The organism is Delftia sp. DT-2, from assembly GCF_028401915.1.
In the GTDB taxonomy this organism is placed as follows: Bacteria; Pseudomonadota; Gammaproteobacteria; order Burkholderiales; family Burkholderiaceae_C; genus Comamonas; species Comamonas tsuruhatensis.
The window spans coordinates 241,186-257,460 of the sequence record NZ_JAQOTI010000011.1; the positions used below are offsets into that span (position 1 = coordinate 241,186).

Below are 16,275 nucleotides of genomic sequence, written 5' to 3' on the forward strand. Positions count from 1 at the left end.
GGTTGTTGTGCATTCCAAAGACGTTCTGCGCGCAAAAATGGAGACAAGGTGTAACCCGGTTTTCACGAAAAAGACCCGGGACGGGGCGGGCCGGGGGGGGCACCCCGGCCGCCGTTGCCCCTCAGTCCAGCGCGTACTCCAGCGCCAAGGCGTCGAGGATTTCGGCTGTCAGCCTCTCGTTCCTCATGATGGCGTAGTGGTCGGCGCGGATCACCGCGCCCTCTGCCCTTTCGGCCCTTTCGCCCCCCTCGGCCCCCTCCTGGCGCAGCTGCTGCGCGAGCCGCAGCCGGTGCCCGGCCGCGGTTTCATCGCTCCACCAAAGGCTTGCCGCCGCTTGCACGGGCGCCAGGGCCTGCGCCTGCAGCGCCAGGTGCTTCAGGTGCAGGGTGGTCAGAAAGGCCTGTGCCAGGTCGGCGCCGTCCATGCAGGCATGGCCGCTGGGTCCCCCCGGTCCCTGCCTTGCAGCTTCGCGGCCCAGCGCGGCAGCCAGCAGATCGGCGCGGGGCGGCACCGATGCATCGATGTCCGCAAGGTCCTCGATGCGCGCCAAGGGCAGCATCTGCGAGACGAAGAGCCGGAAGTCATCCCACCACGACGGGGACCCGGCCGCATCGCCAGCAGGCACGAACGGGTCCACCAGTCCCAGGAAGCCCACCGTCTGCCCCTGGCCTTCGAGCCGGGCCGCGATCAGGGCCGCCAGGCTGCCGCCCAGGGACCAGCCGAGCAGGTGGTAGGGGCCGGCGGGCTGTACCTGCCTCACCATCGCGCAGTAGTCGTCGGCCATCTGCTCCAGCGAGCGGTCGCGGTAGCCGGGATCGCCCAGGCTGCGGCAGGGTATGGCGTGGACGGTGCGCCGGTCCTGCAAGGCCCGCGCCAGCGGCTGGTAGTCAAACACCGTGCCGAACCCGGCATGCACGCAAAACAGCGGTGGTGCAGCCTCGCACACGGCGTTGAGCGCCACGACGCCCCCAGCTCCATAGATGCCGGCTGAGCGAAGCTCCAGCAGGCCGGCAATGGTGGGCCGCTGCAGCAGGTCGCGCAGCTTGAAGTCCAGCCGCGGATCGCCCAGCTTTCGCACCTTGGCGTGCATCCTGAGACTGAGCAGGGAGTCCCCGCCCAGCTCGAAGAAGTTGTCGGTCTCGCCCACGCGTTCCACGCCAAGCACCTCCTGCCAGATGCGGGCCAGCGCCATGGCCGCCGCTGTGGACGGTGGCACGTGAACCCGCGCGGCATCTGCCTGCGGCAGCGGCAGCGCACCACGGTCGAGCTTGCCGCTGACCAGTCTTGGCAAGGCGGGCAGGACCAGCGTATGGGCCGGCAGCATGTAGTCGGGCAGGTGCTCGCCTGTCTGCTGGCGGATGCGCTGGACCAGGGACTGCGCGGCGGTGCCCTCCTCTCCCACCACATAGGCCACCAGTTGCTTGCCTGTCCCGGCATCCTGGACCAGCACGGCGGCATCGACCACGCCGGGCACGGCCCGGACGGCCTTCTCGACCTCGCCCAGCTCGATGCGGAAGCCCCGGATCTTGACCTGGTGGTCGGCCCGGCCTATGTACTCGATGTTGCCGTCCGGCATCTCGCGCACCAGGTCCCCCGTGCGGTACAGGCGGCCGCCACCGCCGTCGAAGGGGTCGGCGACGAAGCGCTCGGCCGTCAGGCCGTGGCGCGACAGATAGCCGCGCGCCAGGCCATAGCCGCCGATGTACAGCTCGCCCACGACGCCGTGCGGCACACGGTGCAGGTCGGCATCCAGGATGTGCATCGTGCGCTCGCCCACGGGCCGGCCGATGGGGGCGTAGGCGCAGTCGAAGGTCTCGCTGGCATCGGCCTTCCAGATCAGCGGCGTCACCACCGTCTCGGTGGGGCCGTAGCCGTTGATGAGCAGGCGCGGGCGCAGGCTCTGGCGCACCTTGTCGTAGGCGGCCTTGGGCATGGCCTCGCCACCGAAGACATACAACTCCACCGGCGGCGGCTCCTGCGACTGCTCTGCGGCCCAGTCCGCGATCTGCGCCAGATAGGCCGGAGGGAACGCGGCATTGGAGATGCCATGGTGGCGCAGGGCCTCGCAGGCCTGCTCCGCCGTCCACATCTGCGGCTCGCGCAGCACCAGGCCGGCGCCGATGCTCAGGGCCGTCAGCCAACGCTCGTGCGCGCCGTCGAACGAGAAGGACATGAAATGCAGCTCGCGCGAGTTCGCCCGCATGCCGTAGATCCCGGCCGTGGCCGCGCAGTGCATGGCCAGCGGCCCGTGCTCGACCACCACGCCCTTGGGCTGCCCGGTCGAGCCCGAGGTGTAGATCACATAGGCCAGGTCGCGCTCGTGCACGGCATGGGCCGGCGCCGCGTTGCAGGCCTGGGTGAAGTCCACCTCCTCGGCCACCACCAGATGGGCCACGGCCGGCGTGCCCAGCTTGTGCAGCGCCGCCCTGTGGGCGATCAGGTGGGAGGCACCGCTGTCTGCCAGCATGAACCTCTGGCGTTCGGCCGGCGACGCCGGGTCCAGGGGCAGGTAGGCCGCGCCCGCCTTGAGCACGGACAGCAGGCAGATCACCATTTCCAGCGAACGCTCCATGGCGATGCCGACGATGGCGCCGCGCCCCACGCCGGCCTGCACCAGTCGGTTGGCGAAATGGTTGCTGCGCGCCTGCAGCTCGCCATGGCTGATGGTTTGCTCGCCCATGACCAGCGCCACCGCGCCGGGGTCCCGGCGCGCCTGCAGCGCCATGCCGGCATGCACGGGCAGGAACGGCGGGCGGCAGGCATCCGTGCCCGTGCCTGTGCCTGTGCCTGTGCCTGTGTCCGTGCCCGCCGGCCCATCGCGGCCGGGCTCGGGCAGCAAGGCGATGTCCCGCAGGCAGTGCATGCCCTCGCCCGCCATGGACGCCAGCACCTGCACCAGTTGCCGCAGCAGGGCCTGCACGGCGTCATCGCCGAAGCTGCTCCGCTGGTAGATCATCTTGAGCGACAGCACATCGCCCAGCCGCACCTCCAGGTCCATGGGATAGGAGGTCACGTCGATGGCATGCGTCACCGCAAACCGCAGATGCGGGTCGTCGTGCGCGGACAGCACGGCATCCATGGGGTAGTTCTCGAACACCAGGATGCTGTCGAACAGGCCGCGCTGGCCCTTGCCCGCCCAGCGCTGGATGTCCGAAAGCGACGTCTGCTCATGCTCGCGCGAGGCCAGGTTCTGAGCCTGCAGCGTGCGCAGCCAGGGACCCAGCTCCAGCGCGCCGTCGCAGGCCACGACCACCGGCAAGGTGTTGATGAACAGCCCCTGCATTCTTTCCACGCCGGCCAGCTCGGGCGGGCGGCCTGCCACCGTGGCCCCGAAGGCCACCGTGGCCTGGCCCGTGTACCGCGCCAGCACCAGCGACCATGCGGCCTGCACCAGGGTGTTGGCCGTCACGCGCTCGCGCTGGGCAAACTCCACCAGCTGCTGCGTGGCACCGGCATCCAGCGCGGCGCCCGCCTCGTGGTGCCCCCGCCGGGCTGCAGGCAAGGCACCAGGCCGGACAGCAGGCCGGGCAAGCGCATCCACCAGCAAGGTGGGCTCGTGCAGCGGCTGCACCAGGCGCCTCCAGTAGGCCTCGCTGGCCCCGTGGTCCAGGCCTTGCAGCCATGCGATGTAGTCGCGGTAGCTGGTGTCCACGGGCTCCACGGCAATGCCCTTGTAGTCGCGCAGCACCTCGCCCAGCAGGCTCGATGAACTCCATCCGTCCGTGAGCAGGTGGTGGGCGGTCCAGATGCAGTGGTGGCTGCCATCGGGCACGCGGACCAGGGCCAGCCGCATCAGCGGCGGCTTGCTGAGGTCGAAGGCCGCGAACTGCCCGGCGGCCAGGGCATCCAGGGCCCCCGCCACATCTTCGCTGTGCCGGCAGTCATGCTCGGTGATGTCCAGCAGGACCTGCCGGGCCACCCATTGCAGCGGCAGGGACGCATCGGCCAGGAAGCCGCTGCGCAGCACGGCATGGCGGTCCAGCACCGCCTGCCAGGCCTTTCGGAAACGCGCGGCATCCAGGCCATGCGCGTCGATGCGCAGCTGGGTGACATAGGACAGCCCCGAGGGATCGGACAGGCTGTGGAACAGCATGCCCGACTGCATGGGAGACAGCGGATAGAGGTCCGCCAGATTGCCCGCAGGCAGGTCCAGGCCGTCCAGCTGCGCCTGCGTGACCCGGGCCAGCGGGAAGTCCGAGGGCGTCACCCCCTGCGCGCCGCTCAGGCAGTGGTCGATCAGCCCTTCCAGCTCCTGCCGGTAGCGCCCCATCCAGGCCTGCACATCGGCGGTGTCGTGGCGCGCCGTGCTGAAGGCGGCCGTCATCACCAGCTCGCCGTCGTACACGCGGCCATTGATGGTGAACTCGTGCGACAGCGGCGCCGAGGCGTCGGCCGGCATGCCGCTGCCCTCGGCAGCCGGCAGCCATTGGGCCGCGCTGTCAAAGCTTGCGTCGAACTGCCCCAGGTAGTTGAAGACCAGGCTGGCCTGGGGCAAGGCCCGCATGGCCTGCCTTTGCTGCGCCGTGCCCAGGTACTTGAGCACGCCATGGCCCAGGCCGTGCAGCGGCACCTCGCGCAGGCTTTGCTTGACGCGCTTGATCGCGTCGCCCGGGCCTGTGCCCGCATCGAGCGCCACCGGGAAGACGCTGGTGAACCAGCCCACGGTGCGCGAGACGTCCACGCCGGCCGACAGCTCCTCGCGGCCATGGCCCTCCAGGTCCACGAGGATGCGCTGCTGCCCGCTCCACGCGCACAGGGCGCGCCCCAGGGCGGCCAGCAGGATGTCGTTGATCTGCGTCCTGTAGGCCGCCGGCACGCGGCTGATCAGGGCCTCGGTGCGCTCGCGGTCCAGCCGCAGCTCGACGCTGGACTGCCATGCCAGGGTGTTGGCCCCCCCGGGGCGGGCACAGGGCAGGACGGCCGGCACCTGGGCCAGCGCCTGCCAGAAGGCCAGCTCGCCGCCGCATTGCGCGGCATGGGCCTGCAGCGCCTGCGACCAGCGCTGGTAGCTGGCGGTCTTGTGGACCCTGGCGGGCTCCAGGCCCTGCAGCCGGCTGGCATAGGCCGAACGCAGGTCTTCGAGCAGGATGCGCCAGGAGACCCCATCGACGACCAGATGGTGGGCCACCAGCAGCAGGCGCCAGCTGCCGTCGCCCACCTCGATGCACAGCCCGCGCAGCAGCGGCCCGTGGACGATGTCCAGGCTGCGCTGCGCCTGTTCGCACAAGGCCTCGATCGCGCCGGCATCCCGTGCCTGGCGCACCCACAGCAGTGCCTGCAGGTCGGCCTCGGACGGGCTTGCGTAGGCCTGCTCCCAGGCGCCCTGCGCCGTGGGGCGAAAGCGCAGGCGCAGGCTGTCGTGCCGGGCCAGCAGGTCGGCCAGGGCCTGGCGCAGCGGCGCAGGCTGCATCGGCTGCATGCTGCGCAGCAGCAGGGCCTGGTTCCAGTGGGATCGCTGCGGCACGTCCGTTTCGAAGAACTCCGCCTGAATGGGCAGCAGGGGAACGCTCCCTTGGACCGGGGTCTCATGCTCCACGGCCTCGTCCTGCACGGGCTCGGCCACACGCGCCAGCTCGGCAATGCTTTGCCGCTCGAACAGCTGCCGTGGCGACAGCTTCCAGCCGAAGCGGCGCAGGCGCGAGACGATCTGCAGGCTGAGGATGGAATCACCGCCCAGCGCGAAGAAGTTGTCGCTGCGCCCCACCCGCTCCAGGCCCAGCACCTCGGCCCAGATACGGGCCAGCAGCGCCTCCAGTTCGCCCTCGGGCGCCTGGCTGGCGGCTGGCATGCCGAACGCGGGCAGGGCCTGCCGGTCCAGCTTGCCGTTGGCGTTCTGCGGCAACTGGTCCAGCACCATGATGGCGCCCGGCACCATGTAGTCGGGCAGTACCGTGGCCAGGCGCTCGCGCATCTCCTGCCCGTCCAGGGTCCGCCCGCTGCGGGCAGACACATAGGCCAGCAGCCGCGTGCCCGCCGGTCCCTCGCCGGCCACGACCACGGCCTCGCGCACATCGTCCAGCGCCAGCAGTTGCGCCTGCACCTCGCCCAGCTCGATGCGCAGGCCGCGGATCTTGACCTGGTGGTCCACCCGCCCCAGGTACTCCAGCTGGCCCTGCGCATTCCAGCGCACCAGGTCGCCCGTGCGATAGAGTCTTGCGCCATCGCGGCCGAAGGGGTCGGCGACAAAGCGCTCCGCGCTGAGCCCTGCCCGGTTCAGGTAGCCGCGCGACAGCAGGGGCCCGCCTATGCACAGCTCGCCGGCCACGCCCAGGGGCACGGGGCGCATCCGGTCGTCCACCACCCACATGTGCCGGCCCGCCAGGGGCCGGCCTATGGGAAGGTCCTGGGGCGCCGCGCCGGCGCCTTCCACCAGGCCCGTGCAGTCGAAGAGGGAGGCCGTGACGGTGGCCTCGGTCGGGCCATAGGCATTGAGCAGCCTCACATGGCCCAGCCCGGCATCGCGCCAGGCCTGCAGGCCGGCGCCCGGCATGGCCTCGCCGCCCACATGCACCTGCCTGAGCCGCCCGTACCCGCGCAGGCCCTGGCGCGCGAAATCCTGGACCAGCAGCAGCCAGTAGGCGGTGGTCAGATCGGCCACGCTGATCTGCCTGGCCATGAGTTCCCTGTGGAAGGTGGCGCTGTCCCAGAGTTCGGGCCCGCGCAGCACCATGGCCGCGCCGGCCACCAGCGGCGCGAACAGCTGCTCGATGCAGCCATCGAAATTCAGCGTGGCGAACTGCAGCACGCGGTCCTGCGGCGACAGCGCGGCAAAGCCGACGGCCAGCTGCGCCTGCTCGGCCAGGCAGCGGTGGGAGATGCCCACGCCCTTGGGCCGTCCGGTGGAGCCCGAGGTGTAGATCACATAGGCCAGGCATTCGCCATGCACGGCGGCGCCGGGGTTGTGGTCGGGCCCCGGCATCGCGCCGATGGCATCCAGGTCCAGCGCCTTCACGCGACCGGCCACCTCCAGCCCCAGGCGGGACTGCGTGAGCAGGCAGGCCATGCCGCTGTCCTCGACCATGTGGGCCAGGCGCTCGGTCGGATAGCCGGGGTCCAGGGGCACATAGGCCGCGCCCGACTTGAGCACGGCCAGCACGGCCACCACCATCTCCACCGAGCGTTCCACCGCAATGCCCACGCGCACCTCCGCGCCCACGCCCTCGGCGATCAGGCGGTGCGCAAGGCGGTTGGCACGCCGGTTGAGCTGCGCATAGCTGATGCATTCGTCGCCAAAGACCAGGGCCGTGGCCTGGGGCCGCCCGTCCACCTGCTGCTCGAACAGCCTGTGCACCAGGGGCTGGGCGTCGCGGCGCGGCGGGTTGCATCCAGACTGCACCGATTGCGCCCATTGCGTCAGCAGCGCCCATTCGTCCCGGTCCAGCAACTCGATATCGCAGGCCGGCAGCGCGGGCGTTTCGGCCAGGGCCGCAACAATGCCTTCCACGGCGGCCAGCATGTAGGCGCACAGGCGCTGCGCGCCCACGGTCTTGCTGGCCTGCCCGACCAGGCGGAAGCCCTGGCCCAGGTCATCGATGGACATGTCCACCGGGTAGTTGGTGCGCTCCTGCCCGCCCAGCGCCGTCATGCCTTCCCACGCGCCCGAGGCTGCGCCCGCTGCCTCCGTCTCCTGCGGCGCTGCGGTGTAGCGGTAGTTGAGCAGGGCCGAGAACAGCGGCGTCCCCCCCGCCAGAGCGCTGCAGCGCTGCGCCAGCGACAGCATGGCGTGCTCGTGGTGCATCAGCCCCGTCAGCAGCTCATGCGTCTGGCGCAGGCATTCCTGCACGCTGCGCCCGCCCAGCTGTATGCGCAGCGGCAGCGTGTTGATGAACATGCCCAGCGCGCTGTGCGCGCCCTCTCCGCCCTGCATGCGGCCAAAGAGCACGGTGCCGAACACCACGTCGTCCTTGCCCGTGGTCCTGCCCAGCACCAGCGCCCAGGCCAGGTGGAACAGGCTGGCCGCACTCACCCCATGGCGCTGCGCCTGCCGGCGCAGCTCGCGCGACAGCGGTGCATCCAGCGCAAGCCTGGCCTCCTCCACCGCGCTGCCGTCGCCCTGCACATCCAGCAGGCCAAACGGCGCCGTGGGCTCATCCACATCGCCGAGCATGGCGCGGAAGAAGTCCTCATGCTCGCTGGTGCTCACGCCCAGCCGGGCCTGGGCCACGAAGCGCCTGAACGGCAAAGGCCTGGGCAGCTCCGCCTCGCGGCCCTGGGCCATCAGCGCGATCTCCTCGACGATGCGCTCCAGCGTCGTGTGGTCCAGCACCAGGTGGTGGGTCAGCAGCTGCAGCAGCCAGCGCCCGTGGGGAGCATCCTGCGCCGCCACGGCGCGGATCATGGGTGCACGGCGCACATCGATGCGCTGCACGCGCGGGTCCAGGCGCTGCTGAAGCGCGGCGGCTACATCGCCCTCGCCCTCGCCCTCGCCCTCGCCCTCGCCCTCGCCCTCGCCCTCGCTTTCACCAGGCTCCAGCCAATCGACCAGCACCTGTGCCTGCCGGCAGACCACCTGCACGGGCTCGGCCAGCCCTTCCCACAGCACGGCCGTGCGCAGGATGTCGTGGCGTGCGATGACCTGGTTGAGCCGTTGCACAAAGCCCAGCAAACGCTCCCGCGTGTCGAAGCCCAGCAGCGTGGGCGTGGCATAGGCGTCGCCCTGCTGGTGCAGGGTGTGGTGGAACAGAATGCCTTCCTGCAGCGGCGCCAGCGGATAGATGTCCTGAATGTTGGCCGCGCCACCGGGCACGGCGGCCTCGACCCGTGCGATCTCCTGCACGTCCAGCGCCGCCAGTGTCAGCATGGCGGGCGTGATGGCCGTGCAGCCTTCGGGGATGCCGTTGGGCGGCACCTGCACCTGGGCGGCGTCGTCCGCCTGCATCAGCTGCGCCGCAAAATCCGCCAGCTGCGGATGCTGGAACAGGCTGCGCACCGAGGCCGACAGGCCATGCGCGCGCATGCGCTCCAGCATGCCCATGGCCAGCAGCGAGTGCCCGCCCAGCTCGAAGAAGTTGTCGCGCCGCCCCACGCGGTCCTGCCCCAGAAGCTCGGCCCATATCGCCGACAGCTGCTGCTCCACCCCGTTGTGCGGCGGCTCGTATCCACGCTGCGCCCATTCGGGCTGCGGCAGGGCCTTGCGGTCCACCTTGCCGTTGGCATTGAGCGCAAGCGCAGGCAGCACGACGATGGCCGAAGGCTGCATATAGTCCGGCAGCCGCCCGGCCAAAGCCTGGCGCAAGGTTTCGGCCAGCCCCGCATCGGCGTCCGGGCTGGCCACATAGGCGACAAGGCGTGCGCCCGCCGCGCCCGATGTGGCTTGCGCCGCGACCACCACGGCCTCGCGCACGCCGGTCTGGGCCAGCAGATGGGCCTCGATCTCGCCCAGCTCGATGCGCAGGCCGCGGATCTTCACCTGGTGGTCCAGGCGCCCCAGGTACTCGATCTGGCCTTCGCCGTTCCAGCGCACCAGGTCGCCCGTGCGGTACAGCAGGCCGCCCTGCGTGTCCAGCGGGTCGGCCACAAAGCGCTCGGCCGTCAGTGCGGGGCGGTTCAGATAGCCGCGCGCCAGGCCCATGCCGCCCAGGTACAGCTCGCCGGCCACGCCCTGTGGCGCCGGCCGCATGGCGCAGTCCAGCACATAGGTGCGGATGCCGCTGATGGGCCGGCCGATGGGAACCTGGCGCCGCCCGTCGTCGCAGCAGCGCCAGTGGGTGACGTCGATGGCCGCCTCGGTCGGGCCATAGAGGTTGTAGAGACCGGCTCCGGGCAGCAGCCTGAAGACGGCGTTCTGCGCCTCGGCCGGCAGGGCCTCGCCGCTGCACAGGATGCGCCTGAGGCCCGTGCATGCCGCAACGCCCGCATGGGCCACAAAGGCCTGCAGCATGGAGGGCACGAAGTGCACGGTGGTGACGCCATGGCCCGTGATCAGCGCCACCAGCCTTGCGGGGTCACGGTGATCGCCAGGCGCGGCCATCACCAGCCGGGCGCCGGCCATCAGGGGCCAGAAGAACTCCCAGACCGACACATCGAAGCTGAACGGTGTCTTTTGCAGCACGGCGTCCGAGGCATCGAGCGCATGGGCCTGCTGCATCCAGGCCAGCCGGTTGTGCAGGGCCGCATGCCGGTTGGCCGCGCCCTTGGGGCGGCCCGTGGAGCCCGAGGTGAAGATCACATAGGCCAGATGCTCCCCATGCACGGCAACCACCGGGTTGCGCTGAGATTCACCGGCCACATCGATGCGGTCGATGTCCAGCCACTGCAGATCCTCGCCTGCGGGCAGGCGCTCGCGCAGCGCGCTGTGGGTGAGCAGGCGCCGCACGGCGCCGTCTTCGATCATCTGCGCCAGCCGTTCGGGCGGGTGATCGGGGTCCAGGGGCACATAGGCGCCACCGGCCTTCATGATGGCCAGCAGGCCCACCACCATCTCGATGGACCGCTCCATGGCGATGCCCACCCGGGTCTCCGGCCTCACGCCCAGGGCCATCAGCCGGTGTGCCAGCTGGTTGGCGCGGCGGTTGAGCTGGTCGTAGCTCAGAACCTGATCGCCAAAGACCAGCGCCACGGCGTCCGGCCGTGCCTGGGCCTGGCGCTCGATCAACCGGTGCACAGGCTGCATTCCGGGTTCGGTTCGGGCGCCCAGGCTCCAGGCCTGCAGCTGCGCCCATTCCTTGCCGTCCAGCATGTCCAGCGCCGCAGCCTCCAGGCCGGGCTCGCTTTCCAGCGCGTGGACCAGGGAGGCCACGGCCGCCGCCATGTATCCACACAGCCGTTCAGCCCCCAGAGCAGCATCGGCCTGGGCCACGATGCCAAAGCCTTCGCCCAGGTCATCGATGGACACGGTCACGGGGTAGTTGGTGCGCTCCTGTCCGCCCAGCGCCGTCATGCCTTCCCACGCGCCCGCTGCGGCCCCCTCCTGCGGGGCCACGCTGTAGCGGTAGTTGAGCAGGGCCGAGAACAGCGGCGTCCCCCCCGCCAGAGCGCTGCAGCGCTGCGCCAGCGACAGCGTGGCGTGCTCGTGGTGCATCAGCCCCGTCAGCAGCCCATGCGTCTGGCGCAGGCATTCCTGCACGCTGCGCCCGCCCAGCCGTATGCGCAGCGGCAGCGTGTTGATGAACATGCCCAGCGCGCTGTGCGCGCCCTCCCCGCCCTGCATGCGGCCAAAGAGCACGGTGCCGAACACCACGTCATCCTTGCCCGTGGTCCTGCCCAGCACCAGCGCCCAGGCCAGGTGGAACAGGCTGGCAGCACTCACCCCATGGCGCTGCGCCTGCCGGCGCAGCTCGCGCGACAGCGGTGCATCCAGCGCAAGCCTGGCCTCCTCCACCGCGCTGCCGTCGCCCTGCACATCCAGCAGGCCGAACGGCGCCGTGGGCTCATCCACATCGCCGAGCATGGCGCGGAAGAAGTCCTCATGCTCGCTGGTGCTCACGCCCAGCCGGGCCTGGGCCACGAAGCGCCTGAACGGCAAAGGCCTGGGCAACTCCGCCTCGCGGCCCTGGGCCATCAGCGCGATCTCCTCGACGATGCGTTCCAGCGTCGTGTGGTCCAGCACCAGGTGATGCGTCAGCAGCTGCAGCAGCCAGCGCCCGTTGGGCGCATCCTGCGCCGCCACGGCGCGGATCATGGGTGCACGGCGCACATCGATGCGCTGCACGCGCGGGTCCAGCACGGCCTGCAGCCGGCCTGCCACGTCCGCAACCTCCCCTTCGCTACCCTTTTCGCTCTCGTCCAGCCAGTCGAGCAGCACCTGCGCCTGCCGGCACACCACCTGCACAGGCTCGGCCAACCCCTCCCACAGCACGGCCGTGCGCAGGATGTCGTGGCGTGCGATGACCTGGTTGAGCCGTTGCACAAAGCCCAGCAAACGCTCCCGCGTGTCAAAGCCCAGCAGCGTGGGCGTGGCATAGGTGTCGCCCTGCTGGTGCAGCGTGTGGTGGAACAGAATGCCTTCCTGCAGCGGCGCCAGCGGATAGATGTCCTGGATGTTGGCCGCGCCACCGGGCACGGCGTCCTCGACCCGTGCGATCTCCTGCGCGTCCAGTGCCACCAGCGTCAGCATGGCGGGCGTGATGGCCGTGCAGCCTTCGGGGATGCCGTTGGGCGGCACCAGCACCTCATGCCGGGGCAGGCCCTGCTCGCGGCGCAGCGCCAGTGCCAGATCCGCCAGCCGGGGGTGTTGGAACAGCGTGCGCACCTGCGTCACCCAGCCCTGGGCGCGCATGCGCTCCAGCAGCTTCAGGGCCAGCAACGAGTGCCCGCCCAGCTCAAAGAAATGGTCGTGGCGCCCCACGCGCTCCACGCCCAGCACCTCGCTCCAGAGTGCGGCCAGACGCTGCTCGCCATCGCCCACGGGCGCCTCGTAGTGCAGGCTGGCCAGCAGTTCAGGCTCGGGCAAGGCGGCCCTGTCCACCTTGCCATTGGCATTCAGGGGAAGGCGGTCCAGCACCATGATGGCGGCCGGCACCATGTAGTCCGGCAGTTCAAGGGCCAGGCGCTCGCGCAGTTCGGCCGCCGTGACCTGCAGCCCCTCATGCGCCGAGACATAGGCCGCCAGGTGCATGCCCGCCGGGCCCTTGCGGGCCACGACCACGGACTCCCGCACCTGGGGCTGGGCCAGCAGCCGGGCCTCGATCTCGCCCAGCTCGATGCGAAAGCCCCGGATCTTCACCTGGTGGTCCAGGCGCCCCAGGTACTCCAGCTGGCCTTCGTCGTTCCAGCGCACCAGGTCGCCCGTGCGGTACAGGCGGCCGCCGCCCTGGTCGAACGGGTCGGCGACGAAGCGCTCGGCGCTCAGGCCGGGCCGGCCCAGGTAGCCCTGCGCCAGCGCCTGCCCGCCCAGATAGAGTTCGCCGGCCACGCCTGCGGGAACCAGTCCCAGATCCTGGCCCAGCACCAGGGCCTTGGTCGCGCTGACGGGGCGGCCGATGGGGACCGGGCTGCGGCCATCGTCGCGGCAGGTCCAGTGCGTCACGTGGATGGCGGCCTCGGTGGGGCCATAGAGGTTTTGCAGGCTGACGCCGTGCAGGCGGCGCAGGGCCTCGCGCTGTGTCTCGGCCGGCATGGCCTCGCCGCCGCAGATCACATAGCGCAGGCGGGTCTCCTCCTCGATGCCTTCATGGGCCAGAAACGCCTGCAGCATGGCCGGCACGAAGTTCAGCGTGGTGATCTGGTGGCGGCGGATCAGCGCGACGATGCGCTCGGGATCGCGGTGGTCGCCGGGCCGGGCCATCACCAGGCGCACGCCCGCCGTCAGCGGCCAGAAGATTTCCCAGGCCGAGACATCGAAGCCGAAGGCCGCCTTGTGCAGCACCGCGTCGGCCCGCGTGAGCCGGTAGTGGTCCTGCATCCAGGCCATGCAATTGGACAGCGCGGCATGCCGGTTGGCCGCCCCCTTGGGCCGGCCGGTGGAGCCCGAGGTGTAGATCACATAGGCCAGATGGTCGCCATGGACCACCACTCCGGGATTGTGGTCAGGCCCTGCGTCCAGGTCCAGATCGTCGAGCTCGACCACGTTCAGCGCCTGCGCGAACGGCAGGCGCTCGCGTGCCTTGCGCTCGGTCAGCAGCAGGGCAATGCCGCTGTCCTGGGCAATGTAGGCCAGGCGGTCCACCGGGTACTCCATGTCCAGCGGCACATAGGCGCCGCCGGCCTTGAGCACCGCCAGCAGTCCCGCCACCATGTCCACCGAGCGCTCCAGCGCAACGCCCACGCGCACGTCCGGCCCCACGCCCAGGGCCATCAGCCGGTGGGCCAGCCGGTTGGCACGGGCGTTGAGCCGGGCCGAGGTCAGCGCCTCGTCGCCATGGACCAGGCAGACGGCATCGGGCTGCTCCCGCACGCGGGCCTCGAATTCCCGGTGCACGGGCAGGGCCTGGGGATGGGACTTGCCATTGAGGCTCCACTGCAGCAGCCTGTCCCGTTCATGCGCGGGCAGCACCGCAATCGCGGTCACGGGCTGGCCGGGTTCGCGCGCCAGGGCATCGGCCAGGCTGTCCAGCGCCTGGTGCATGTAGCCGCACATGCTGTGGGCATTCACCGCATCGATCACGTGCGCGATCAGCGTGAAGCCCTCGCCCGTGTCGTTGACCGACAGGCCGAACGGGAAGTTGGTGCGCTCGTGGCTTTGCAGTATCTGCACGCCGGTCCAGGCATCGCCAGCGTCCGCGTCCTGCAGCGCCGTGTGCCGGTAGTTGAGCAGGGCCGTGAACAGCGGCGCCCCGCCGGCCAGGCCGCTGCAGGACTGGGCCATCGACAGGCTGGCATGCTCGTGGTGCAGCAGGTCCGTCAGCGCGGCCTGGGTCTGGCGCAGGGCCTGGGCCACGCCACGACCGGCCAGGCGAACGCGCAGCGGCAGCGTATTGATGAACATGCCCAGCGCGCGGGCCGCGCCCTGCTGCGCCTGCATGCGGCCGAACAGCACGGTGCCGAACACCACGTCGTCCCTGCCGCTGGTCCTGGCCAGCACCAGGGCCCAGGCCAGGTGGAACAGCGCGGCGGCGCTGACGCCGTGGCGCCGGGACTGCTGCCGCAACCGGGCGGCAAGGCCGCCGTCAAGCGCCTGCCGCACCTCGTTCGTGCGCGCTCCGTCGCCCTGGACATCCAGCAGCCCGAAGGGCGCCGTGGGCTCCTGCACATCGCCCAGCATGGCGCGGAAAAACGCCTCATGCCCGGCCGTGCCCTCGCCCGAGCGCGCCTGGGCCACAAACTGGCGGAACGGCAGCGGCCGGGGCAGTGCGCTGGAGCGGCCCTGCTGGATCAGCGCGATCTCGCCGATCACCTGCTTGAGCGTGGTGTTGTCGTCCACCATGTGATGGGCCAGGATCTGCAGCAGCCAGCGCTGGCCCGGCGCGTCCTGCGCGGCCACCAGGTGGATCAGCGGCGCCTTGCGCAGGTCGATGCGGTAGCCCTGGGCGCAGGCGGCCAGCCGGGCCAGCGCGTCCTGCGATGATGCCGCCGCGCCGCCCTCCTCCAGCCAGGACAGCGGCAGGCGGGCCTGCCGGCAGACGACCTGCACGGGCGTCGCCAGGCCCTCCCAGAACACGGCCGTGCGCAGGATGTCATGCCGCGCGACCACCTGGTCAAAGCTCTCGGCAAACCGCTGCAGCCGCTCGCGCGAGTCGAAGCTCAGCGTGTGCGAGGTGACATAGGCATCGCCCTCGGACTGCAGCAGGTGGTGGAACAGAATTCCCTCCTGCAGCGGCGCCAGCGGGTAGATGTACTGGATGTTGGCTGCGCCACCGGGCACCGCAGCGGCAATGCGTGCAATCTCATCTTCATCCAGCGCCACCAGGGTCAGCATGTCCGGCGTGATCGCCGTGCAGCCTTCGGGGATGCCATTGGGCGGCACGTCGATCTCGCCGGCCACCTGCGCACCTTGCTCACCCTGCTGCTCCTGCTGTTCCTCCAGTACCGCCTGCGCAAACTCCGCCAGCCTCGGGTGCTGGAACAGCGTGCGCACCTGCACGCGCAGGCCCTGGGCGCGTACGCGCTCCAGCAGGCCCAGGGCCAGCAGCGAATGCCCGCCCAGCTCGAAGAAGCCGTCCTGCCGGCCCACGCGCTCCACGCCCAGCACCTCGGCCCAGATCTGCGCCAGCGTTTCTTCGAGTTCACCTTGCGGTGCCTCGTATTCCTGCGCACTCGCCATCTCCGGCTCGGGCAAGGCCTTGCGGTCCACCTTGCCGTTGGCTGTCAAAGGCAGGGCGTCGAGCACGACGATGGCCGAGGGCACCATGTAGTCGGGCAGCGCCTGGCCCAGGCGCTGCTTGAGCTGGCTTTCCTCCACCGCGTCACGCAGGGAGACATAGGCGATCAGCCTTGCGCCCTCCTTGGCCAGCACCACCGCCTCGCGCACTTCAGGCTGGGCCAGCAATTGCGACTGCACCTCGCCCAGCTCGATGCGGAAGCCCCGGATCTTGACCTGCTGGTCGGTACGGCCCAGGTATTCGAGTTCGCCCTGCGCGTTCCAGCGCACCAAGTCGCCCGTGCGGTACAGGCGCTCGCCGGACTCCGCGAAGGGGTTGGCAATGAAGCGCTCTGCCGTCAGTCCTTGCCTGTTGAGATAGCCGCGTGCAAGGCCCTCGCCTGCCACGTACAACTCTCCCGCCACACCCTGCGGCAGCAGGTTCAGGCTGCCGTCGAGCACGTACAGGCCCAGGTCCGGAATCGCCACGCCAACGGGGCTGCGGCCTCCGTCCAAATCCGCCTTGGTGATCTCCCGGTACGTCACATGCACCGTGGTCTCGGTGATGCCGTACATGTTGATGAGTTGGGGGCTCTGGT

1 protein-coding gene is annotated in these 16,275 nt (G+C 70.5%); it reads right to left on the bottom strand.

Annotation, left to right across the window (positions count from 1 at the left end):
• Positions 1-121 precede the first annotated feature (121 nt).
• The coding region (locus tag PO605_RS21355) for an amino acid adenylation domain-containing protein (RefSeq protein WP_442874742.1) at positions 122-16,275 on the bottom strand (16,154 nt) is incomplete at its 5' end.